Annotated in this window: 22 protein-coding genes and 1 pseudogene; 13 read left to right on the top strand and 10 right to left on the bottom strand. The window is 58.7% G+C overall.

Annotated features, from left to right (window positions below):
- Positions 1-59: 59 nt before the first annotated feature.
- Both GWQ22_RS07960 and GWQ22_RS07955 read left to right on the top strand, forming a co-directional pair.
- Positions 60-617 carry a hypothetical protein gene (locus tag GWQ22_RS07960; protein ID WP_275929968.1) on the top strand — a complete coding sequence of 186 codons (558 nt, stop codon included), beginning with the start codon at positions 60-62 and terminating at the stop codon, positions 615-617.
- 94 nt (positions 618-711) lie between these two features.
- A complete protein-coding gene (locus GWQ22_RS07955; RefSeq protein WP_042036410.1) occupies positions 712-1,104 on the top strand; it encodes a DUF2750 domain-containing protein in 393 nt (130 codons plus the stop codon).
- Between the two features lie 127 nt (positions 1,105-1,231).
- Here GWQ22_RS07955 and GWQ22_RS07950 read toward each other — a convergent pair whose 3' ends face one another.
- From GWQ22_RS07950 to GWQ22_RS07930, 5 genes and pseudogenes are all read right to left on the bottom strand, one after another.
- A complete protein-coding gene (locus tag GWQ22_RS07950) occupies positions 1,232-3,082 on the bottom strand; it encodes an extracellular solute-binding protein (protein ID WP_275929967.1) in 1,851 nt (616 codons plus the stop codon).
- A 133-nt stretch (positions 3,083-3,215) separates the two neighbouring features.
- Positions 3,216-4,035 (bottom strand): annotated as a pseudogene (locus GWQ22_RS07945) (EamA family transporter).
- Between the two features lie 165 nt (positions 4,036-4,200).
- Positions 4,201-4,947, bottom strand: coding sequence for a DNA-binding transcriptional regulator YciT (locus GWQ22_RS07940; RefSeq protein ID WP_042036415.1), 747 nt, complete (start codon positions 4,945-4,947; stop codon positions 4,201-4,203).
- Between the two features lie 94 nt (positions 4,948-5,041).
- Positions 5,042-7,465 (bottom strand): formate C-acetyltransferase/glycerol dehydratase family glycyl radical enzyme, encoded by a 2,424-nt coding sequence (locus tag GWQ22_RS07935; RefSeq protein ID WP_275929966.1) that lies wholly within the window; start codon positions 7,463-7,465, stop codon positions 5,042-5,044.
- A 4-nt stretch (positions 7,466-7,469) separates the two neighbouring features.
- A complete protein-coding gene (locus GWQ22_RS07930) occupies positions 7,470-8,366 on the bottom strand; it encodes a glycyl-radical enzyme activating protein (protein WP_275929965.1) in 897 nt (298 codons plus the stop codon).
- Positions 8,367-8,493: 127 nt separating this feature from the next.
- Between GWQ22_RS07930 and fsa the strand changes: the two genes are divergently transcribed.
- Together fsa and GWQ22_RS07920 are read left to right on the top strand one after the other, a co-directional pair.
- Positions 8,494-9,144 (top strand): fructose-6-phosphate aldolase, encoded by a 651-nt coding sequence (fsa, locus tag GWQ22_RS07925; RefSeq protein WP_275929964.1) that lies wholly within the window; start codon positions 8,494-8,496, stop codon positions 9,142-9,144.
- Between the two features lie 109 nt (positions 9,145-9,253).
- Positions 9,254-9,442 (top strand): hypothetical protein, encoded by a 189-nt coding sequence (locus GWQ22_RS07920; protein WP_275929963.1) that lies wholly within the window; start codon positions 9,254-9,256, stop codon positions 9,440-9,442.
- Here the strand turns inward: GWQ22_RS07920 and GWQ22_RS07915 are convergent.
- Positions 9,439-10,635, bottom strand: coding sequence for an HD-GYP domain-containing protein (locus GWQ22_RS07915; protein WP_275929962.1), 1,197 nt, complete (start codon positions 10,633-10,635; stop codon positions 9,439-9,441). The two genes, GWQ22_RS07920 and GWQ22_RS07915, sit on opposite strands and share 4 nt — an antisense overlap.
- Positions 10,636-10,808: 173 nt before the next feature.
- Between GWQ22_RS07915 and rsuA the strand changes: the two genes are divergently transcribed.
- Entirely contained in the window at positions 10,809-11,501 is a 693-nt protein-coding gene (gene rsuA, locus GWQ22_RS07910; RefSeq protein ID WP_275929961.1) for a 16S rRNA pseudouridine(516) synthase RsuA, read from the top strand.
- 137 nt (positions 11,502-11,638) lie between these two features.
- Here the strand turns inward: rsuA and GWQ22_RS07905 are convergent, their stop codons facing one another.
- A complete protein-coding gene (locus GWQ22_RS07905) occupies positions 11,639-12,538 on the bottom strand; it encodes a DMT family transporter (protein WP_275929960.1) in 900 nt (299 codons plus the stop codon).
- Between the two features lie 238 nt (positions 12,539-12,776).
- Between GWQ22_RS07905 and GWQ22_RS07900 the strand changes: the two genes are divergently transcribed.
- Together GWQ22_RS07900 and yfcE are read left to right on the top strand one after the other, a co-directional pair.
- Positions 12,777-14,414 carry a peptide ABC transporter substrate-binding protein gene (locus GWQ22_RS07900; protein ID WP_275929959.1) on the top strand — a complete coding sequence of 546 codons (1,638 nt, stop codon included), beginning with the start codon at positions 12,777-12,779 and terminating at the stop codon, positions 14,412-14,414.
- A 10-nt stretch (positions 14,415-14,424) separates the two neighbouring features.
- Positions 14,425-14,967, top strand: a complete 543-nt coding sequence (yfcE, locus tag GWQ22_RS07895) for a phosphodiesterase (RefSeq protein ID WP_108537815.1) — start codon at positions 14,425-14,427, stop codon at positions 14,965-14,967.
- Between the two features lie 65 nt (positions 14,968-15,032).
- Here yfcE and GWQ22_RS07890 read toward each other — a convergent pair whose 3' ends face one another.
- From GWQ22_RS07890 to flgA, 3 genes are all read right to left on the bottom strand, one after another.
- Positions 15,033-15,449: a flagellar protein FlgN gene (locus GWQ22_RS07890; RefSeq protein ID WP_275929958.1), complete on the bottom strand. Its 417-nt coding sequence runs from the start codon at positions 15,447-15,449 to the stop codon at positions 15,033-15,035.
- Complete coding sequence (flgM, locus tag GWQ22_RS07885) at positions 15,446-15,769, bottom strand: flagellar biosynthesis anti-sigma factor FlgM (RefSeq protein WP_275929957.1); 324 nt, start codon at positions 15,767-15,769, stop codon at positions 15,446-15,448. The genes GWQ22_RS07890 and flgM overlap by 4 nt, the downstream gene beginning before the upstream one ends.
- An 87-nt stretch (positions 15,770-15,856) precedes the next feature.
- Positions 15,857-16,462: a flagellar basal body P-ring formation chaperone FlgA gene (flgA, locus tag GWQ22_RS07880; protein WP_275929972.1), complete on the bottom strand. Its 606-nt coding sequence runs from the start codon at positions 16,460-16,462 to the stop codon at positions 15,857-15,859.
- 222 nt (positions 16,463-16,684) lie between these two features.
- On the opposite strand from flgA, the gene GWQ22_RS07875 reads away from it, so the two are divergent.
- From GWQ22_RS07875 to flgE, 6 genes are all read left to right on the top strand, one after another.
- Positions 16,685-17,596, top strand: coding sequence for a chemotaxis protein CheV (locus tag GWQ22_RS07875; protein WP_042036432.1), 912 nt, complete (start codon positions 16,685-16,687; stop codon positions 17,594-17,596).
- An 18-nt stretch (positions 17,597-17,614) separates the two neighbouring features.
- On the top strand, positions 17,615-18,439 hold the full coding sequence (locus tag GWQ22_RS07870; protein ID WP_042036433.1) for a protein-glutamate O-methyltransferase: 825 nt from the start codon (positions 17,615-17,617) through the stop codon (positions 18,437-18,439).
- A 62-nt stretch (positions 18,440-18,501) separates the two neighbouring features.
- A complete protein-coding gene (flgB, locus tag GWQ22_RS07865; RefSeq protein ID WP_108537813.1) occupies positions 18,502-18,900 on the top strand; it encodes a flagellar basal body rod protein FlgB in 399 nt (132 codons plus the stop codon).
- On the top strand, positions 18,900-19,319 hold the full coding sequence (gene flgC / locus GWQ22_RS07860; RefSeq protein WP_275929956.1) for a flagellar basal body rod protein FlgC: 420 nt from the start codon (positions 18,900-18,902) through the stop codon (positions 19,317-19,319). The genes flgB and flgC overlap by 1 nt, the downstream gene beginning before the upstream one ends.
- A 15-nt stretch (positions 19,320-19,334) precedes the next feature.
- Positions 19,335-20,069: a flagellar hook assembly protein FlgD gene (locus GWQ22_RS07855; protein WP_042036436.1), complete on the top strand. Its 735-nt coding sequence runs from the start codon at positions 19,335-19,337 to the stop codon at positions 20,067-20,069.
- 10 nt (positions 20,070-20,079) lie between these two features.
- Positions 20,080-21,411 (top strand): flagellar hook protein FlgE, encoded by a 1,332-nt coding sequence (gene flgE, locus GWQ22_RS07850; RefSeq protein ID WP_275929955.1) that lies wholly within the window; start codon positions 20,080-20,082, stop codon positions 21,409-21,411.
- The last annotated feature ends 91 nt before the right edge of the window (positions 21,412-21,502 follow it).

The following is a 21,502-nucleotide window of genomic DNA, read 5'->3' as shown; positions in this document are numbered from 1 at the left end:
CCTCCTTTGTCTTTCTGGCCGAACACAGTTGATCGGCCTTCCAGTTCAAGGCGTCCCTCATGGTTAAGATCACGCTAGTATCACTGCTTCACTCTCTCGGCCCCCGTTTCCCTGTCTATCCCACCTCTCTGTTGCTGCCGCTGCTTGACCAGCATCAGGGCGATGTCTGGCTGCCTGCAATCAAGGGATCGGATGTGGCCTCCTTGCGTCGACATGGCAAGGGGGCGGCTGCGCAAACCCTGGCGCCGCTGACTGCGGGCTGGTGTGACTTTGCTGCCAGCGATGTCGGGGCGACCCCCGAGCTGGATGCCCTTGCCAACTATGACACCGAGATGATGGACAACCTGCTGATGTACTGGCATAGCCCGGCCAAGATAAACAGCCCGATCACCGATAATCTGTTCGAGCTGCGCCGCGAGGTGGTGGACGAGGCCCATGGCAGCAGACTGGCCAGCGCCTGGGAGCAGCAACAGCAATTGCGGTTCGAGCAGATCATGCAGGGCGTGCAGGCAGGGCGGGATCAACTCTGCTTCGTCGAGGTGGAGTCTGCCTACTGGTTGCGCCAGCGTTGCTGCGAGACGGTGGAGATCACCCTGGTAACGCCTGAACTGGGCTGACATTGCCGAAAAATAGGTGACCGACCTCTCATACTGGACAAGCCGTCAGCAAGATGTGAACATGGCGCCCTTTATTGAAAGAGAGACTTGGCCAATGAGCTATGAATTGAGCGAAACCGAGCGCAATGCTGCGCTGCAACTGAACGCTGACTACCGCTACGAGCACTTCATCAGCAAGCTGGTCGAGCACGAAGAGCTGTTCGTCCTGACCGACGAGCACGGTGTCATGATGCTGACCACCGACGATGAAGATTGCATTCCGGTATGGCCGCACCCCGAGTACGCCCAGGCGTGGGCCGAGGGTGAGTGGGCCGAGTGCAAGCCGCAGTCCATCACCCTCAAGGTGTGGCTGGAGCGCTGGGTCGACGGTATGGAGCAAGACGAGCTGTGTGTTGCCGTGTTCCCGACTCCGGATCAGGAAGGTATAGTGCTGGAGCCGGCCGACGTGGCCGACGCCATTGCCGAGAAGCAGGCCAAGCGCGCTTAATCGCTCCTGAGCTTCCCTTGCAACCCTGGTTGCAATAAAAAGACCCCGCCAACGTGCGGGGTCTTTTGTTTTCGGCTCTATGGGCTGCGTCTTTTTGGGGGCGAGACCCATGACTGGGTGAGCAGCCTCAGTGCTGCTGGTAGCGGGTGTCGGTCAGGGTGACGGCGGGGAAGGTCTTGCCGCTCTTGATGGCTGCCCTGGTTTCCGCTTTCGCCTGCTCGTCAATCCAGAACAGGCCACCATAGCTGTAGCCGCTATTTCCGCCGTCGAGTGGCCAGTAGAGCTGCTCGCTCTTGGGGGGCGCCGGCACCTTGGGCAGTTTGATCCAGCGCCAGGCTCCTTCCCGGGTGTAGGGCACCTGATAGGCTGGCACGAAGCTGGCGAGCTCATAGAGCCGCTGCTGGATCTGCCGTGAAAGGGCCGCTTTTTTTGCGAAGTCGAACTCCTTGTCGTACTGCTCCACCAGCGCCGTGATGGCGTCGTCATCGATGTTCATGATGTTGTTGGTCTGGGGTTTGTTGGCATTGAACTTGTGGAAAAATTCCCAATAAGCGGGGTAGCGGCCGCCACTCCAGGCCATCCAGGCGCTCTGATGTTTTTTCTCCAGCATTGATTTGAAACCGGCTGAGGCATCCATCAGGTTGAGCTCCAGATTGAGCCCTGCCTTCTTCGCCTCTTCTCGCAGCAAGGTGAGCCGCTGGGCATGTTCTGCGGTGGTGTAGGTGATGGAGAGGGTCAGTGATTGCCCCTTGTCATTTTGCAAAATCCCCTGCGGCCCCACCTTGTTGAAACCGGCCTTGGCAAAGTATTCCCGTGCCAGTTTGGGGTCGAATGGACGGGCCTTGAGCTCGCTGTTGGTAAACTCCCCCTGACCCGATCCATAGCTGTTGAGGCGCTGGTAATCCCCCCGCAGCAGGGTGGTGAGCATCTTGTCGAGGTTGAGGGCATGCTGGATGCCGAGCCGCACATCGAGATTGCTCAGCAGTGGATCGGCGGTGTTGAGATAGAGCCCCATCGGCGATTGCGGGGTCTGGTTGTAGAACCAGGCCCGCTCGATATAACCCTTCTCGAACGCCGCTGTTTTGGTCTTGTCGTGCCACCAGTTGGGCATGTTCAGCGGGAAGGTGTCGAGATCGCCGCGCAGGAAGTGTTGCCAGGCGATGTTCTGATCCCTGAGCACCTTGATCTCGATCCGCTCCGGATTGAAGCGATGCTGGAAATAGCGCTCTTCATCCCCCCACCAGTTTTCAATTCGCTTGAAGGTGACCGACTTTCCTTTTTTCAGCTGGTCGATCTGATAGGGGCCGGTGACCGGCAGCACCTTCCAGTTGTACTCCTTGACCCAGTTTTCGGTGAGCTTGATGGCGTGGCTCGGCTCCGGGCTGATGGGCAGCGACTCCAGCAGGTCCTGGCGGCTCTTTTCGGTACCGCTGGTGATGGCCAGGGTGTGATCATCAAACTTGGTGATGTCGGTTATCTGGGTGCTGTAGTAGTTGTTGTACCAGGGGTCGTTGATCTCTTTGCTACGCATCATCTTGAGGGTAAAGAGCCAGTCATCGGCGGTGACTGGCTGGCCGTCTGACCAGCGTGCCTTGGGATTGATGCGAAAATAGAGGGTCTTGTTGTCGGCACCGAAGGCCCATTCGCTTGCCAGCATGGGCATGGGGTTGCCGGTCACCGGATGGGTGCTCAGCAGTGGCAGGTTGGTCTCCCGCACGTAGCCGGCAAACCCGCCGTTGGAGTCGGGGCCAAATTTGCGCAGGGTCAGGGGAAAGCTGGTCATAAAGGTGCGAAACGTGCCGCCGCGCTTGGCAGCCGGATCGGCATAGACCGGATCCGTGTTGTTGCTCTCCCATTTCAAGTCAGCGGGCAGCGTGGCACTCCAGCCAAACGGGCTCCAGCACAGCGTCAGGGTGATGGCGGTGGCGCGTATGAAGTGGGGGAGGCAACGCCCCCCGGCGGTGATGGTCGATGGCATATCCTTGCTCTCTCCTGATGGTCTGCTTCCTGCAGGTCATGCTTTGGTGACGCCAGTCCCGATGGGGGACTGGCTCATCATGAAAATTTAATCCTGTCAGGTCAATGGGATGACGTAAATAAGCAGGTGGTTATCAAGTTGCGCTCTGTGGTTTGAACCAGCGCAGTCGGCCACCCAGCAGATGGACCACAAAGCCGAGCAGTACCAGGCCAGCGCCCAGCCACTGCAAGGCGGTCGGGTGTTCATCAAGCAGGATAGCGGCCGCCACCAGGCCGACACAGGGGATCAGCAGGGAGAGCGGTGCTACTTGCGCTACCGGATAGCGTATCAGTAGCCGTCCCCACAGGCCGTAGCCAAGCCAGGTAGCAACATAAGAGAGATAGAGCACGCACAGTAATCCTTGCCAGCTGAAATTGAGCAAGCTGCTGGCAATGCGCTCCGGCCCCTCGAACAGCCAGGAGAGGGCGAAAAATGGCAATATCGGCACCAGACCAGCCCAAGCGATGAGGCTGGGCAGGGAGGTGTGATAACGCAGACCAATCTGGCGATTGATGACGTTGCCAAGACCCCAGCAGGCAGCGGCGCACAGTGTCAAGACGAAGCCGAGCAGGGTGAGGTTGCCCTCGCCGTTTGTGGCGATGAGATAGAGGCCGAACCCCGCCAAAGGCAGTGCTACCCAGTGGTGAGGCTGCCAGCGCTCCCCCAGCCAGATCATGGCAAACAGCAGGGTGAACACCACCTGGGATTGCAGCACCAGCGAGGCCATGCCCGCGGGCATACCGAACTTCATGGCACTGAACAGAAACGCGAACTGGCCCAGACTGATGGCACCGCCATAGGCCAGCAGCCAGCGCCAGGGGGGGAATGCCTTCCAGTCCCCACTTGATGGCGACGAAGTTGAGCCCTCAGCAGAGGATGACCAGGGCGGCCAGACACTTGTCCTTGGTTTGCATGGTTGAAATCCTTGTCATCAGAGGGGCGGCGACTGGCGGTCCGCAGTTATCGGCAAGGGGGGGAGCATACCCTTGGGCATGTGGTGAGTGTCAAGGTGAAAGACCCGTTTGGAAGTTCCTGGTAGAGGGGTCGATGGCGGATCCTGGTGGCAAGGTCAGGGCAGATCAGGCCGCAACGCAGTGCAGGGTGATCCCCTTGGCCGCGATGGCCGCACGCATGGGGGCGGGCAGGGCATCGTCGGTGACCAGCACCTTGATCTGGCCCGGCGCGCCGAGCTGGCTCGGGTGGATGGCGCCAAATTTGCTGCTGTCGGTGATCACCACATTGGTCATCCCCTTGGCCAGCACGCTGTTGACCACGTCGGCCCGCATCATGTCGCGGCCGGTAAAGCCCACCTCGGGGTGAAAACCGTCGACCCCGATAAAGGCCTTGGAGAAGTGTACCTGCTCGATACACAGGCGCGTCAGCGGCCCCACCACGCTTTCGCTCTGATGCTGGAACAGCCCGCCGAGCAGTACCACCTGAGCCGGGGTGTCTTTGAGCAGATGGGCGATATAGCTGCTGATGGTGATGATGGTGACCCGTTTGTGCAGGGCGAGGTGGCGCGCCAGCATGGCGTTGGCGCTGCCCCCTTCGATAAAGACCGTCTCGCCATCGTCCACCAGCTGGGCTGCGCGCTCGGCGAGGCGCTCCTTGAGCAGGTAGTTGATGTTCATCCGGGCATCCGGGTCATCGGTCTCCAGCGCCATGGCCGAGCCGTGTACCCGTCTGAGCAGCCCCTGTTTCTCCAGCGCGGTGAGGTCGTTGCGTACCGTCACCTCTGACACGCCGGTGTGTTGGGCGAGCTCACTCACGCTCATCTTGCGAGCCTGATGGACCAGCGTGAGGATCAGTTGGTGGCGTGGATTCATGGTGCGCTCGTATGCAAGGTGGTAGATAGCGGCAAGCCACCCGAGGGTGGCTTGCCAATCATATGACGTCACAGGCGCCATGGGGTGCGCCCCGTCAGAGACTGTGCTCGGTGCGGGCGATGATATCATCTTGCGCATCCGGGGATAAGGCGGTGAAGAAGGCCGAATAGCCCGCCACCCGTACCACCAGATCCCGGTACTGATCCGGATTGGCCTTGGCCGCCAGCAGGGTTTCGCGCGAGACGATGTTGTACTGCACGTGCCACCCCTTGTGCACCTCGAAGAAGGTGCGCAGCAGGCTCATCAGCTTGGCTTTGTCCCGCTCGTTCTCAAGGCTGGCCGGGCTCAGCTTCTGGTTGAGCAGCACCCCGCCGAGGATAGCCGCCGTGGGCAGCTTGCCGATGGAGTTGAACACCGCCGTCGGGCCGAGACGATCCGAACCCGAGGAGGGGCTGGCCCCTTCCGCCAGCGGGGTGCGGGCGTGGCGACCATCCGGGGTGGCCAGGGTGGCCGCACCGAACGGCACGTTGGCGGAGATGGAGGAGGTGCCGGCGTAGTAGGTGCCGCCGATGGGGCCGCGCCCGAAGCGGGTGTTATGCAATCCTTTTAGCTCATCGATATAGCTCTGGTAAGCCTGCACCAGCAGCAGGTCTACCTCGTCCAGATCGTTGCCATATTTGGGGGCGGCATTGGTGAGGCGCTGGCGCAACTGCTCCCCCGCCAGCCCGGCAAAGTCTTGCTCCAGCGCGGCAGCCAGCTCTTGCTGCCCCACCACACCCTGTTCGAACACCAGTTTCTTCAGGGCCGCCAGACTGTTGCCGAGGTTGGCAATCCCCACCTGCAGACCGGAGACCCAGTCATAGACGGCGCCCCCCTCCTTGATGGTCTTGCCGCGCTCGATGCAGTCATCCACCAAGGTGCTGCAGAGGATGTCGTGGGCCTGCGCCTCCAGCACGCTGTCGACCACGCAGTCGATCTCGATGGATTTGCGGGTGAAGTAGCGCACCTGCTCATCCCAGCGGGCCATCACCTCGTCAAAGTTGCCAAAGGTTCCATCTCGCAGCGACTGGGATTGGGGCAGGAATACCTGGCCTGTGGTGGCATCGCGACCGCCATCGAGGGAGGCCAGCAGGATGCGGGCGAAGTTGATAAAGCTCATGCCGGTGCAGCGGTAGCCCCACTTGCCGGGCACGGCGGTCTCGATGGCGGCGTAGTGGTGTGCATCCTCCACGCTCACCCCGAGCTTGATGAACTCGGGGATCACCACCTCGTCGTTGTTGAAGGCGGGCATGCCAAAGCCGCAGCGGATCACCTGAATGCAGGCGTCGAGGAAGTCCTCGCTCATCCCGGCGTGGTAGCGCACCGAGAGGTTGGGCTGGGTCGAGCGCAGCTGGCCGCAGGACTCCAGAATGGCGTAGGAGAGGCCGTTGACCGCGTCATGGGCCGCGCCATCGCGCCAGTTCTGGCCGCCGATGGTGACGTTCTGGTAGAGGGGGCTGCCGGCGGAGGCCTTGGGGTGGGTGCCGGAACGGATCTTGTTTACCTCCAGCAGTTTGAGCCAGCACCCTTGCAGCAGCTCGATGGCGCGAGGGCGTGACAGGGATTCTGACAGCTCCACCTCGCGGCGATACCAGGGGTAGAGGTATTGATCCATCCGGCCAAACGACACCGAGTGGCCGTTGGATTCGATCTGCAGGATGAGCTGGATGAAGTAGCAAAGCTGCAGCGCCTGCCAAAAGGTCTCGGGGGGCTGGTGGGCGATGTGGGCGCAGTTGATCGCTATGGTCTCAAGCTCGCTTCGGCGCTCGGGGCGCAGTTCCTGCGCAGCCATGTCGCAGGCAAGGGTGGCGTAGCGCGCTATGTGATCGCTGACTGCATCCAGAGTGATGGCGACGGCGTGCAGGAACTGCTCGCGCTGCAGATCGGCCCAGTCCGCCAGATCCAGCCGACTGCGCCGCTCGGCCACCTTGGCCTTGAAGCCATCGAGCCCCAGCGTGAGCAGCTCCTCATAGTTGACCGCGAGGTGGGCATCCCCCGAGGTCATGTTGCCCTCGGCCTTGATGATGCCGCTCTCCAGCAGTGCTTTCTGCTCATCGGTAAAGAGGCCGAAGCAGCGATCCTGCACTGTCTGGCCACGCCAGAAGGGGGTGAGGGCGTGGATGATCTCCTTGTCGGTTTCGCTGACCGCAAAACCGGTGCCGGGTCTGTCTGCCAGCTCGTCGATCTCCTTCTCAATCCAGCTCACCGTGTATTCGGGAAACAGCGGCGCCGCCCGTACCTGACTGGCCTGGTTGCCGACGATTAGCTCGTCGTGCTTGATCCAGATGGAGCGTTCCTTGAGGTGATGGGCCAGCGCTAGGGCGCGGCGCACCGGCAGCGGACGGGCGAGGTGAGCCTGATAGGCCTGCGTGTAGTGGCGGGCACGCTCGGTACAGACCGGTGGCTGCACTATGTGGATCAGGCTCTCTTTGTGGGCGCGGATCCGTGGGCTGAGGGTATTGAGGTCGAGCTGGGTCATGATCTTATCCTCTGGTCACAGGGGTCAGCCCCTGACGTTGGGCGTATGCGTGGGCAAAACTGAGTAAATCGGGGTCGTCGAGCGGTGTCTCCGGCGCCTGATAGGGCAGATCCAGCAGGGCATATTTGCCCATCCCCAAGGTGTGGTAGGGGAGGAAGTGGATCTCCTGCACACTGCCGAGACTGGCGGCGGTGTCAGTGATGGCGGTGATCGATGCGCGGTCGGCATTGAAGCCGGGAATGAGCGGCACCCGGATCTGCATCGGCACGCCGTGCTCGGCGAGGCGTTTGAGGTTCGCGATGGGCAACTCCACCTTGCCGCGGGTCCAGTTGAAGAAACGTTCTTTATCCACGTGTTTGAGATCCGCCAGCACCAGATCCAGTGAGGGGAGGCTTGGCTCAATCTGGTGCCAGGGCACATGCAAGCAGCTCTCGACCGCGGTGTGCAGCCCTTCGGCCTTGCAGCGGGCCAGCAGGGCAGCGGCAAAGTCGGGCTGCATAAACGGCTCGCCACCGGAGAGGGTGACACCACCGCCGCTGCGCTCGAAGAAGGGGCGATCCCGCAGTATGGTGTCCATCAGGATGTCCAGCGTTTCATCCCGGCCACACACCTGCAGCGCTTCGCTGGGGCAGAGGCCACGCAGCCGTTCCCTATCCTGTGCACTGAGGGCAGAGCGGGTGAGCTGAATGCCTTCGCTGTCATGCAAGATTGCCGGACAGGCCTGGCTGCAGAGCTGGCATCCCTCGATGCATTGACGCCGGTCGAGCAAGATGTCCGGCTGGGGAGAGCGGCTTTCCGGGTTCTGACACCACAGGCAGGCCAGCGAACACCCCTTGAGAAACACCAGGGTGCGAATGCCGGGGCCATCGTGAGTTGAATATCGTTGCAGGTCGAAAATCATACCGCCTCCTTTTGTTTTTCATTCTATTTGCTTTCATTCGAAAGTTTATTTGATTTTGATCAAGCAATGCGCAGATGTTTTGTCGCTAGAATGGCGACATATTGAACATCCCGTTAAGGAGTTAGAGATGGAGCTGTATCTCGATATCGCCGATGTGGCGGCAGTGCGTCGCTGGTCACGGATCCTGCCGTTGGCCGGTGTCACCACCAACCCTTCCATTACCGCCGCCGGGGGGTTGCCGCTGAGCGAGCTGCTGCCCGCTCTGCGCGACGTGCTGGGGCCCAAGGCTCGGTTGTTTGCCCAGGTGATGGCCAAAACTGAAACCGAGATGGTGCACGAGGCGTTCGCCCTGCGTGAGTTGGACCCGGATCTGGTGATCAAGATCCCGGTATGTGCAGAGGGATTGGCGGCCATCAAGAGCCTGACCGCCAGCGGCGTGCCGACCCTGGGTACCGCGGTCTATACCCCGCTGCAAGGCTGGCTGGCCGCAGTGGCGGGGGCGGAATATGTCGCCCCTTATGTCAACCGGCTGGACGCTCAGGGCGGCGATGGCATTGCCACCGTGCAGGAGCTGCAACAGCTGCTTGAGCTGCACGCACCGAACAGCAAGGTGCTGGCGGCGTCATTCCGTACCCCCCGTCAGGCGCTTGACTGCCTGCTGGCTGGTTGCCAATCCATCACCCTGCCGCTCGATGTGGCCGAACAGTTGCTGACTGTGCCTGCGGTGGATGCGGCATTGGCGAAGTTTGACCAAGATTGGCAGCGGGCTTTTGCCTGAGGTCAGAGGCCTGATTGAGGGAACATAGAGGTGGTGCGGCTGGCGGACTAAGCTATAGAGGACAGCCCGGTTTGACGGGCTGATATCGATGGCTTACCGGAGGTGCCTCATGAGCGACCATCCCCTACTGCCCCATGGTGAAGATCTGCGTCGCGCTGTGCGCTGGCTCAGCGAGCGCCGTCAACACGACGTCCGGGCCATCGAAGAGGCCTGTATCCGCTTTGACCTGTCACCGCTGGATGAGGAGTTTCTTATTCTGCATTGTGTCGAGCGGTCCCGGGAGGAGGGGACCAACTAGACGAAGTGGGCGAGGCTGATGCCAAACTCCTTGGGATCGACCGTGCTTTCTATGCTCTCCTGTACCCCGGATTTCGCCAGATCCAGCCACTGTACATCGAGATAGTGGCGTTGGGTGGCGTGATAGATCACCTTGACCACCGGCTTGAGCGGTTGCTGCTCGTTGCGCTGCATCACGATAGCCAACCGCTGGTTGGAGAGCTGTACCAGCGTCCCCACCGGATAAACCCCCATGCACTTGATGAACTTGGTTACCAGCCCCCGATCGAAATGATGGTCGGCCCCCTTGAGCAGGATCCGGAATGCCTGGGTCGGCTGCATCCCCTGTTTGTAGACCCGATCTGCCGTCACAGCGTCGTAGACATCGACGATGCCGCTCATGCGGGTATGGAGAGAAAGCTGATCTCCCTTGAGGTGGCTGGGATAACCCGTGCCATCGAGCCGCTCGTGGTGATTGGCGGCGACTTCCAGCATGGTGGCCGTGATGCCGGGGGTTTGGCTGAGGATGTCGTAACTGTGTACTACATGCTGGCGCATGATGGTGAACTCTTCATCGGTCAGCTTGCCCGGTTTGTTGAGCACTTCATCCGGGGTCATGATTTTGCCCACATCGTGCAGCAGGCCCCCAAGGGTCAGCTCTTTGAGCACACTGCGTTCCAACCCCAGATAGCGGCCGAAGTTGGCGAGCAAAATGGCCACGTTCATGGAGTGCTCCATCAGGTAGGCATCCTTGGCACGAATGCGGGCCAGACAGAGCATGGCATCGCCGTGGGTGAACATGGTGTCCACCATCTCTTCGGCCACTTCGGCCAGCGGGGTGATGTCGATGGGTTCACCCGCCTTGAGCTGGCGGATGAACTTGCCTTGCAGTTCGCGGGCCTCCTGATAGAGACGGCGGATCTTGAGTTCGCGGCCCTCGCCGTTGGCACTGCCTGCCGTGCGTTGGGATGACCCTGACAAGGTAGCCAGGCCGGGGGAGATGATCTGCTCTATGCCAGCCAGCTTGCTGCGGGCGAGATCCACGCGCACCGTTAGCACACCGCGCCGGACCAGGTCATCGATCTGCTGACGGGTGGTCACCAGCCCCATCTGGGCGATCTCCATGCCACCTGTCTGGCTGATGATGGCGATCACGTACATGCCGGCTTGCAGCTGGTTGACGGGAATGACTGGATGAGGAGTGTGCGACTTCATTCGGCTTCCTGACTTTATTATTATGCGTAACATTAGGCCCTCTGCAGGCAGTCTAACACCCGCGCCGGGCTTCGTCATGACGACATGGTCTGCATCACTACCGCTTAGTGCTGGAGTTGTTGCCCTCGGCCTATATAATGACGCCCCTTTATTGATGGACTCTGAGGTTGTGCATGCGGCTCGATAAATTTCTTTGCGATTGTTCCGATTTGACCCGGTCCCTGGCGGGCAAGCTGATCCGGCAGGGAGAGGTCACGGTGGACGGCATAGTGGTCAAACAACCCGCTTTCCACATCAACGAGCAGAGCCAGGTCGAATTCGACGGCGTCATGCTGACGCTGGATCAGCGCAATCGCTACTTCATGCTGCACAAACCGGAAGGGTACGTCTGCTCCAACGAGGATCCGGATCATCCAACCGTCTTCTTCCTGATGGACGAGCCCGCCATGGGCAAGTTGCACGTGGTTGGCCGACTCGATCTTGACACCACGGGTCTGGTGCTGGTCACCGACGATGGCAAATGGTCCCACCGCATCACCTCGCCGCGCCATGAGTGTGCCAAGACCTACCATGTCTGGCTGGCCGACCCGGTGCATCAGGATGCCATCTCCCTGTTTGCCGATGGTGTCTTCCTGCGCAACGAATCCGAGAAGACCCGTCCCGCCCAGCTGGACATTCTGGGGGAGTGCGAGGCACGCCTCACCATCCATGAAGGCAAGTATCATCAGGTGAAGCGGATGTTTGCCTCCATCGGCAACAAGGTAGTGGGGTTGCATCGGGAGCGGATCGGCGCACTGACGTTGGACGACGCGCTGGCACCGGGCGAATACCGCGAGCTGACGGCCGAGGAAATCGCCCAGTTCTAGTCACCCGACTCTGCAACGAAAGTCCGGTGATGCCGCGACGGGGCTAATCGACGCTGCAGCTCACCTCTGGTCGAGGGGGCGAATAGCGAAGTGGGTGCGGCTTGGGGTGTTAACCCCGGCGCTGACGTTGAGCCGCGTTAGCCCGCCCCCAGCACCATGGTCGTACCCAGTGTGGCCAGCAGGGCGCCCGCCCAGGCCGTGAGGGAGGGGCGCTGGCCCGAGTGCCACCACAGCAGGGGCAGCAGAATGACAGGCGTAGTGGAGGAGAGGATCGCCACCATGCCGACGTCTCCCTGACGCAAGGCGACCAGGATGAGCGTCATCCCCATGGCCATCGCCAGGAAGCCGTTGATACCAATCATCCCCAGTACCTGACGGTTAATGGGGTTGTGCGGCAGTGACAGCGGCACCCGCAGCGCCCGCAAGGTGCAGTGGGCCAACAGGGCGCTGCCCATGCGGATGCCGGAAGCGCTCACTGCATCCACGCTACCACTCATCATCACGGGCTTGGCGATGATGGCGCCCAGACTCTGGCAGAAGGCGGCCGTCAGACCCAGACCTATGCCGATGGCGAGATGCCCACGCACCTGTTCCCACTCGTTGTGTTCATTGCCGCCACGCCGGCCGAACAAAATGGCGAGCATGACGCCCGCAAACACCAACAAGGCCCCCACCAGTCGCCAGCCACCGAGCTGCTCGCCAAACAACCAGAGGCCGAGCAGGGCGGAGAAGAGAGCATGGCAGGAGAACAGCAAGCCGCTGCGCCTGGGGCCCAACCGGTTCATGCAGGCAAACAGGGCGGTATCGCCGACGAAGATGCCGATAAGGCCCGACAATACCAGTAGGGGCAGGGCGCTCTCGGTGAGAGATTGCCAGCCGCCGGTGGCGAGGCTGACGGAGCCCAGCATCAGGCTGACCAGAAACATGCGCCAGCGGCTGTAGGCAAAAGCCCCCAGGTGACGGGCCGGTTTGACGGAGATCAGGGCCGCCACTGCCCACAAACTGGCCGCTGCCAGTGCCAGCCACTCATACCCCATAACAACTCCTGAAAATGTAGCCAGATGAAAGACGCATCAGGCCGTTACCGGCGACAGCCACTCGCACCTCATAAAAACTACGGAAAAAAATCGCCCGCAAGACTCCATCTCTTGAGCAAGCCCGATACAATACGGGGCGTCTTTGGGGATAACAAGCGCAGCATCATGCATTCGTATTCAGGCGCGCTGCCGGCCTTCCCCCTTCTTGAAATAAAGTGAATTGAACGAGGTGTATGTCATGGTTTTGTGCCCCGCTTCCCGGCCCACCCGTCGCTGGCTCTCTCCCTTGCTGCTGGGCCTGTTGATGGCCCCTTCATTGCAGGCCACCACTGTGTCCCAAGAGCCCGTATTGTCGGACCGCCAGACCCTGGTCAAGGGCAATGGCGCCGAGCCGGAATCCCTCGACCCGGCCCAGATCCGATCCGGTTTTCCGGGTGAGGTCGTGCTGGTGGACTTGTTCGAGGGGCTGGTGAGCGAAGATGGTCAGGGCAAGATAGTGCCGGCTCAGGCCCAGCGCTGGGAGAGCAGTGACGATGGGCTGGTCTGGCGCTTCTTCCTGCGTCCGCAGCTCACGTGGTCCAACGGTGAGCCGCTCGGCGCGCAGGATTTTGTCTATGCCTGGCGGCGACTGCTGGATCCGGCGCAGGGCTCACCTTCCGCCGGGCTGTTGCTGGCGACCGGTATCAACAATGCCCAATCCATCTACGCAGGGGCGCTGGATCTCAATACCCTGGGGGTGGAGGCCGAGAGCGAGCAGATCCTGAAAGTGACTCTGGAGCGGCCGGTGCCCTACTTCTTGCAGCTGGTCAGTCAGCGTCCTTTCGTACCGGTTAACGAGAAGGCTATCAACCAGTTTGGCAAGCAGTGGACCCTGCCGGGCAAGCTGGTCAGCAACGGCGCCTACAAGCTGGTGAACTGGGTGCCCAACGAGCGTATCGAGGCGGAGCGCAACGTTCAGTATTGGGATGATGCCCATACCCGGATCCAGCGGGTCACCTATCTGCCGCTTGCCTCCCAACACGCCGAGCGGCTGCGCTACGAGGCGGGCGAGATCCAGCTCACCAACAAGGTGGCACAGGAGTATTACCAGAAGACCAAGGAAGCGACCCCCGAGCGGATCTGGGGCCTGCCGCTGCTCGGTACCTATCTTTATACCTTCAACCTGCGTCGCCCCGAGTTGCAGGATGTGCGGGTGCGCCAGGCGCTGGCGATGACCATAGACCGACATTTGCTGACCGAGAAGGTCAGCGGTCAGGGTGAACAAGCCGCCTGGTCACTGCTGCCCACCATGCCGGGCTATGAGGCGCTGAGCTCACCGCTGGCCTTGCAGGATCAGCCAACCCGGCTTGCCAAGGCGACCGCGCTGCTTGCGCAGGCGGGTTACAACAGCGCTCATCTCCTCAAGCTGACGCTGACTTACAACACCTCGGAAAATCACAAGAAGCTGGCGTTGGCGGTGGCCGCTATGTGGAAGCCGCTTGGTGTGGAAGTCGTGCTCAATAACATGGAGTGGAACGCCTATCAGGTGGCCAAAGACAGCGGGGACTTCATGCTGGCTCGCTCCTTCCTGTTCGGGGATTACGTGGAGCCTTCATCCATGCTCAACAGCTTCCGTTGCCAAGATCCCCAGAACGAGAGTGGCTACTGCAATCCGGCCTTTGACGGCCTGTTGCAGCAGGCCTCGGATACCCTGGATGGTAACGTCAGGGTAGGGCTCTACCAACAGGCCGAACAGTTGCTGATGGATGAGATGCCCGCCATTCCCATCTATCACTACAACCAGATGCGGTTGGTGGATCCCACCCTGCGTGGCTTGCCCGTTCAGAATCTCAAGGGGGCGATCGCCACCAAGGATCTCTATTTCAGTCAGCCGTGAGGAACGAGCGATGAAGATTGCCATTATGTCGGACCTGCACGGCAGCCTGAGTGCCCTGGAGCAGGTACTTGACCAGCTTTCCACCTGGCAGCCTGATCACTATCTGTTGCTCGGCGACGTGCTCAACCACGGTCCGCGCAATCCGGTACCGCCGGGTTATGCCCCTGCTGCTGTGGCCGAGCGGCTTAATCAGCTGGCGCCGCACATCATGGCGGTGCGTGGTAATTGCGACTCGGAAGTGGATCAGATGCTGCTGGATTTCCCCATGATGGCCCCCTACAACCAGTTGCTGGTGGATGGCCGGCGCTGGTTTGTCAGCCATGGTCATCTCTATCGCCCGGAGGCGGTGCCGCTGCCGGCAGGCAGCCTGTTTATCAGCGGTCATACCCATATGCCCGTGTTGCAGCGAGAAGGGGAGCTGGTGCTGATGAATCCGGGATCCATCTGTTTTCCACGTGCAGAGCTGGCGGCAACTTATGGCCGCTATGAAGACGGTGTATTGGGCATCCATGCCTGTGCGGATAGCGAGGCCTTGCTGCGTCTGAATTTGTAAGGTGTGTGGCGAGGGGGCAGATCAGGGACGGCTGTAAGGGGAAACTGAAAGTGAGAAGAGAGAAGTCAGGCCTTTATGCCGAATGAGCGAGTACCTGAGCGGGTATTGCCCTTGGCGTCATAGATCAGTGAGTTGCGATCACGCAACTTGCTCAGGAAGCTTGCCAGGCGTCGGTTGGAGACGATGCTGAGTTCGAGCAGGCGGCCATTGAGATCATTTTGTTCCTGGCAGGCATCGAGTTTTTCACGCAGGAGATGCATCTTCTCGGGAAAGGCGTTCAGCTGTTGTTGCAGATCGGGCAGTTGGGCCAGGGTCTGATCCAGCACTTCAATATCGGCAAGCAGTTTCTGCTTGCGCTCTGCCAGCTCAGGCAGTGCCAGTGCCTGGTGCTGTTTGAGCAGGTTAAATTCCTCCCCCAGCAAACCTTGCATCTGGGAGAGGTATTCGTCTTGGGTATGCAGCAGCGAAGGTAAATCCATCATCCCAGCAGCTTGTCCAGATTGGATTCAAAGCTGAACATCTTCTTGGCCACAGCTTCACTGTTGACCTGATATTCACCATTGGCCACGGCTTTCTTCAAGCTCTCGACCCGGCTTTCATTGCCGGTAGTAGAGGCTGAGTTGAGGTTTTTCTGCATCTTTTGCAATTGCTGCGCCTCATTGGTCAAGGAGACGGAGTCGGTCCTGACGGTCGCCGCACGGTTGTCGGGGGATGAGGTCGCTGGTTTGGTATTGGCACCCAGGCTGCTACCGGTGTTTTGCAACCGATTGTTCGCTAGGTTATTGATATTGTTGATAGCCATGTTATTTACCTTCGTCTGCTTTGCTGTTCGCTTACCTGTTTATCGGTGACGGTCGTCAGAACTTTAGAAAAAAGTGGCCTAAAACATTCAGAAAGTGACCACCACGGTACCGACTGCGCTGACTTTTCCCTGCACCGTTTTTCCTGAACGAATATTGACGAGTTTGATCATGTCTCCGAAGCTACCATCTTGCAAGGCTCGGGCCATGGTTTTGATTTGCATGCTGCTATTTTCTGCACTGAGTGTGACTTGATCGCCTTTGCACACCACGCAGACCTGGGTGAGCCGTATGGGCTGACCCGGTTTGAGCTCCCGCTTGCTACGCACGCCTATCAGGGGGGTCGGATCGCTGAGGTAGTCACCACGGATCAGCGTCTGATCCTGATAGGCCAGTGTCAGCATGCTTTCGCTGAGGATGTCGCCCTTGGCCACCGGCGCTGAGACGGTCACATAGGGCTTTTGTATGCTGACCCGAACCGGCAGATAGAGATCCCAAGGTTTATCCTCCTCGCATTTGAGGTAGACAGTGGTGTTGCGACGCACCTCCATCCTGGCGGGAAAACTGATGGTCAGATGCTCTTCGCAGCGGCTCAGAGGCAGACGGTCATCGATGGAGGCTGCTAGCACCTGCGCCTGGGCGTCGAGCGGAATATCGAGCTGGCCTAGCACAAACTCTTGCGCCATTTCTTGCAGATAGCTGGTCACCTCGGAAGCCGTGGTGTGAGATATGCCGCAAAACAGCAGTAAGATGAGGAAAAGTCTACTAATCATTTTCGCTCGCAGGCCGATAAGTTGTTCACGCGTATCACCACATTTAACTATGCTTGCTTCAGAATTCGTTTGTAGTGACATTGATAGTCTGACGTAAGCCAACACGCATGCATGATTAGTGCCAAGCGTTTTTAGGGAGTGTTTATGGCCAGTATTCTGGACTCGGTCAACCAACGTACCCAGCTGGTGGGACAAAACAGGTTGGAGTTGTTGTTGTTTCGTCTCAATGGACGTCAAAGATTTGGCATCAACGTATTCAAAGTGCGTGAAGTGTTGCAATGTCCCTCATTGACCGTCATGCCCAAGTTGAACTCCTGCATTCGCGGGGTTGCCCATATCCGTGGCCAGACCATTTCGGTGATCGATCTCAGCATGGCGGTGGGCAAGCGTCCCATCGAGGATCTGAGCAAGTGCTTTATCATCATTTCCGAGTACAACCGTTCCGTGCAGGGCTTTTTGGTGCACTCGGTCGAGCGCATCATCAACATGAACTGGGAATCCATTCTGCCCCCCCCAAAAGGGGCTGGTCGCATCAACTACATGACGGCGGTCACCGAGGTAGATGGCGAGCTGGTGGAGATCCTGGACGTTGAACGTATCCTCAACGAGATCTCTCCAGTGTCGACCGAGGTGAGTGCCGAGCTGGTGGATGCCAGTATCGAGCACAATACCCATGGTCGTCCCGTGCTGGTGGCAGATGACTCTTCTGTTGCTCGCAAACAGGTTCAGCGGGCCCTCGAGGCTATCGGTGTACAGTGCGTGCTGGCCAAGGATGGGCGCGAGGCGCTCAACATGTTGCTGGAGATGGCCAAAAATGGCCCTATCAAGGATCAGATTGCTCTGGTGATCTCGGACATCGAGATGCCGGAAATGGACGGTTATACTTTTACCGCCGAGATCCGCAACAATCCCAATCTCAAGGACTTACATGTTATTCTGCACACATCCCTCAGTGGGGTGTTCAATCAGGCCATGGTGCAGAAAGTCGGTGCGAACAATTTCATTGCCAAATTCCAGCCGGATGAATTGGCCAAGGCCGTACAAGGCGCACTCTAATCAAGAAGAACAAACTGCATGAAGACACTTTCGGACGACTTATACAAACAATTCAGCAACTTTCTGGCAGTACAGAGCGGGATCGTGCTGGGTGACAACAAACAGTATCTGGTCAAGAGTCGGCTTTCGCCCTTGATGACTCAGTTTGGTATTGAGAGTTTGTCTGATCTGGTTACGCGAGCAATGAGTGTGCGTGAGCGCGACCTGAAAATGGCAGTGGTTGATGCCATGACTACCAACGAAACCCTGTGGTTTCGGGATACTTATCCATTTCAGTTGCTGACGGACAAGATTTTTCCTGAGCTTGGCAAGAGCGGCCGTCCGATCAAGATCTGGTCGGCCGCGTCCTCATCCGGTCAGGAGCCCTATTCCATCGCCATGACGGCATTGGAGCAGCAGGTCAAGAAGCCGGGTACCTTGCCCGGTGGCGTGCAGATCGTGGGCACAGATATTTCCAGCACTATGCTCAACCAGTGCAAGGAAGGGGTGTACGACAGCCTGGCGCTGGCCCGAGGCCTGTCGCCGGAGCGCAAGAAGCTGTTCTTCGAACCTTATGGTGACAACAAGATGCGGGTGGTGGAGCGTGTCAGAAAATTGACCACCTTCCGGCCACTGAACCTGCTGGAGAGCTACAGCCTGCTCGGCAAGTTCGACATCATCTTCTGCCGCAACGTACTCATCTATTTTGCACCGGAAGTGAAGTCCAAGATCCTCAACCAGTTCGCCGGCAGTCTCAATCCCGGTGGTTATCTGATGCTGGGGGCTTCCGAGTCACTGGCCGGTCTGACCGACAAGTTCGAAATGGTCCGCTGCAATCCCGGTATCATTTACAAAGTCAAATAATCCCCGCTTAAATCCCCTTTGGCACGCCTCTTGCTAATGCTTTATCAAGCAGGAGGTGTGCTATGGCAATTTCATTCGACAAGGCATTTGGTATTCATCAATACGCGCTGAGCGTTCGCTCCAAGCGTGCAGAGGTGTTGTCCAGCAACATTGCCAACGCGGATACCCCGGGTTTCAAGGCCAGGGATATCAACTTCTCACAGGCACTGGAAGGGGCCCAGCATCGGCAGGGGTTCGGCCTGGCGACGACCAGTGAGAAGCACTTCGCCTTGCAGTCGGATGCCCCAGGCCTGACGCAGTACCGCAATCCCCTGCAGCCCGACACCGGTGATGGCAACACGGTAGATGTGCAGCAGGAGCGCAGCGAGTTTTTGCGTAACAGCCTTGAGTACCAGACCTCCCTTGAATTTATGAATAGCAAGATCAGTGGCCTGCTGAAGGCGCTGAAAGGAGAACAGTAATGAGTTTGTTCAAGGTCTTTGACATTGCAGGCTCGGCCATGAGTGCACAGTCTGTTCGACTCAACACGGTGGCCAGCAACATGGCCAACGCCGACAGCGTCAGCTCCAGTGTGGAAAATACTTACCATGCCAGGCGGCCAATCTTTGCCGCTCAGCTGGATCGAGCCATGTCCGACAAGCAGGCATCCGTCGGGGTCGAGGTGAAGGGGATCGTCGAGAGCCAGGCGCCCTTGCTCAAGGAGTACAACCCGGGCCACCCCATGGCTGACAAGGATGGCTTTATTTTCAAGCCCAACGTCAACATGGTGGAAGAGATGGCAGACATGATCAACGCCTCACGCAGTTATCAGACCAATGTGCAGGTTGCCGATTCTGCCAAGAAGATGCTGCAGCAGACGCTTCAGCTTGGCAAGTCCTGATAGGGGTACGCACAGATGGTAGATACAACCAATAATGTGAACGGTATCAGCCGTACCACATCCCAGACCACTGGCACGCCGACGACGCCCAAGAAAGAGCTGGATCAGGCGTCGTTTCTGAAGCTGCTGACCATGCAGCTCTCTTATCAGGATCCGTTCAAGCCGGTGGACAACGCCCAGATGTTGTCCCAGATGACATCGATGTCGACCTCGGAAGGGATCTCGAGTCTGTCGACCCAGATGGGCAATCTGAATACCTTGATGACCTCCAGCCAGGCGCTGCAGGCCTCTGCTCTGGTGGGGCAGAATGTACTGATCCCCTCCAATACCGGCTATCTGGAAAAAGATGGCGAGATTTCCGGGGTGGTCGCTGTCGGCGACAAGACAATGTCGAACGTGAAAATCACAGTTGAAGATGAAAAAGGGCAGGTTATCAAGTCCTTCTCCCTTGAGGGAGAACATAAGGGTAACGTGTCTTTCAGCTGGGATGGGACCGACCAGGACGGTAAGCCCGTCAAAGAGGGCAAGTACCAGATTAAAGCAACCGGCACTGTGGCCGGCATATCAGAGAGCATTTCGGCCTTGACCTATGGGCGAGTAGAAAGCGTCACCCTGGGTAATGGCACCTCTCCCACCCTGGTTAAATTGAAAGGACTTGGGGCCATTTCTCTGGGGGATATCCTGGAGATTGCCGGTACCAATTCCAACCAGACCACACCACCAACGACCAAGCCTACAGCATCGATCTAAGGAGCTGGATATGTCATTTAACAATGCCTTGAGCGGTGTCAACGCGGCACAAAAAGATCTGAACGTTACCGCCAACAACGTTGCAAACGTCAATACCATGGGCTTTAAAGAGTCCCGTGCCGAGTTTGCGGATGTGTACGCCAACTCGATTTTTGTCAATGCCAAAACACAGGTCGGCAACGGTGTGGCAACGGGGGCGGTGGCGCAGCAGTTTCATCAGGGGGCGTTGCAATTTACCAACAACGCCCTGGACCTGGCCATCCAGGGCAATGGTTTTTTCGTCACCTCTGACGGCCTGACCAATCTTGACCGTACCTATACTCGGGCTGGGGCCTTCAAGCTCAATGAAAACAGCTATATGGTCAACAATCAGGGCCACTATCTGCAAGGCTATGAAATTAACGCGGATGGTACGCCCAAGGCGGTCAGCATCAACGCCACCAAGCCAATTCAAATACCGGATCGGGCGGGTCAGCCTAAAATGACCTCGCTGGTGGAAGCCAGTTTTAACTTGAGCATTGAAGCGAAAACCAAGCCAACAAACCCCGCCGATTTTAAACCCACGGACTCAACAACCTTTGCAAACTCAACATCCGTGACGATCTATGATTCGCTCGGCGCCCCCCATGTGATCACCAAATATTTTGTTCGCCATGAGGACCCGGCTAATCAGGGGCAGCCACTAAACCCGGGCACCTGGAGCATGTTCGCATATGAGGGTGACAAGCCTATCAACATTACGGGTGGGGTAAGCCCCGGAGGTACCATTCCCACTGGCATTAAGATGGTGTTTACCAACGGTGGCAAATTGGATACAACCACCCCGGTTGCTCCGATCAAAACCGAAGTGTTAGGAGGGCCCCCGGGGGCCGGGATTATTACCAACGGTGCGGATCCCGATCAATCAATGGAAATTCGTCTCGGTACCGTTACCCAATTCAACTCCCCTTTCGATGTTACTAAACTGACCCAGGATGGCGCTACTGTTGGTCATCTGACCAAGGTGGAGATTACGCCGGACGGTGTTGTTTCTGCCACCTACAGCAATGCGACGACGTTAAAAGTCGCCATGGTTGCGCTGGCAAAGTTTGCCAACTCGCAAGGACTGACTCAGGTCGGTGATACCTCCTGGCGCCAGTCTCTGCTTTCCGGTGATGCGCTGCCCGGCACGCCTAATTCGGGTACCTTGGGCAGTATCAAGTCTTCAGCGGTGGAGCAATCCAACGTGGACTTGACCACCCAGCTGGTGAATCTCATCACGGCCCAGCGTAACTTCCAGGCCAACTCCCGCTCGCTGGAAGTGAACAGTTCATTGCAGCAGACCATACTGCAGATCCGTTAAGTGACTTCATGATGACAAGGGCGCCTCGGCGCCCTTTTTTCGAGCGTATCCCCTCCTGTTTTATCTCCCCCCTTGTATTCATGAACCGGTG

It is taken from the genome of Aeromonas sp. 1HA1 (genome assembly GCF_029237385.1).
In the GTDB taxonomy this organism is placed as follows: Bacteria; Pseudomonadota; Gammaproteobacteria; order Enterobacterales; family Aeromonadaceae; genus Aeromonas; species Aeromonas popoffii.
This window is presented reverse-complemented; position numbering and strand designations above follow the sequence as displayed.

Coding starts and splice junctions, on each gene's coding strand:
- GWQ22_RS07920 (WP_275929963.1), top strand. CDS start 9,254: ATGAGCGACCATCCCCTACTGCCCCATGGTGAAGATCTGCGTCGCGCT.
- GWQ22_RS07900 (WP_275929959.1), top strand. CDS start 12,777: ATGGTTTTGTGCCCCGCTTCCCGGCCCACCCGTCGCTGGCTCTCTCCC.
- GWQ22_RS07955 (WP_042036410.1), top strand. CDS start 712: ATGAGCTATGAATTGAGCGAAACCGAGCGCAATGCTGCGCTGCAACTG.
- GWQ22_RS07930 (WP_275929965.1), bottom strand. CDS start 8,366: ATGATTTTCGACCTGCAACGATATTCAACTCACGATGGCCCCGGCATT.
- GWQ22_RS07950 (WP_275929967.1), bottom strand. CDS start 3,082: ATGCCATCGACCATCACCGCCGGGGGGCGTTGCCTCCCCCACTTCATA.
- GWQ22_RS07875 (WP_042036432.1), top strand. CDS start 16,685: ATGGCCAGTATTCTGGACTCGGTCAACCAACGTACCCAGCTGGTGGGA.
- flgB (WP_108537813.1), top strand. CDS start 18,502: ATGGCAATTTCATTCGACAAGGCATTTGGTATTCATCAATACGCGCTG.
- fsa (WP_275929964.1), top strand. CDS start 8,494: ATGGAGCTGTATCTCGATATCGCCGATGTGGCGGCAGTGCGTCGCTGG.
- GWQ22_RS07915 (WP_275929962.1), bottom strand. CDS start 10,635: ATGAAGTCGCACACTCCTCATCCAGTCATTCCCGTCAACCAGCTGCAA.
- flgE (WP_275929955.1), top strand. CDS start 20,080: ATGTCATTTAACAATGCCTTGAGCGGTGTCAACGCGGCACAAAAAGAT.
- GWQ22_RS07905 (WP_275929960.1), bottom strand. CDS start 12,538: ATGGGGTATGAGTGGCTGGCACTGGCAGCGGCCAGTTTGTGGGCAGTG.
- GWQ22_RS07855 (WP_042036436.1), top strand. CDS start 19,335: ATGGTAGATACAACCAATAATGTGAACGGTATCAGCCGTACCACATCC.
- flgM (WP_275929957.1), bottom strand. CDS start 15,769: ATGGCTATCAACAATATCAATAACCTAGCGAACAATCGGTTGCAAAAC.
- yfcE (WP_108537815.1), top strand. CDS start 14,425: ATGAAGATTGCCATTATGTCGGACCTGCACGGCAGCCTGAGTGCCCTG.
- flgC (WP_275929956.1), top strand. CDS start 18,900: ATGAGTTTGTTCAAGGTCTTTGACATTGCAGGCTCGGCCATGAGTGCA.
- GWQ22_RS07935 (WP_275929966.1), bottom strand. CDS start 7,465: ATGACCCAGCTCGACCTCAATACCCTCAGCCCACGGATCCGCGCCCAC.
- GWQ22_RS07890 (WP_275929958.1), bottom strand. CDS start 15,449: ATGATGGATTTACCTTCGCTGCTGCATACCCAAGACGAATACCTCTCC.
- GWQ22_RS07960 (WP_275929968.1), top strand. CDS start 60: ATGGTTAAGATCACGCTAGTATCACTGCTTCACTCTCTCGGCCCCCGT.
- GWQ22_RS07870 (WP_042036433.1), top strand. CDS start 17,615: ATGAAGACACTTTCGGACGACTTATACAAACAATTCAGCAACTTTCTG.
- GWQ22_RS07940 (WP_042036415.1), bottom strand. CDS start 4,947: ATGAATCCACGCCACCAACTGATCCTCACGCTGGTCCATCAGGCTCGC.
- rsuA (WP_275929961.1), top strand. CDS start 10,809: ATGCGGCTCGATAAATTTCTTTGCGATTGTTCCGATTTGACCCGGTCC.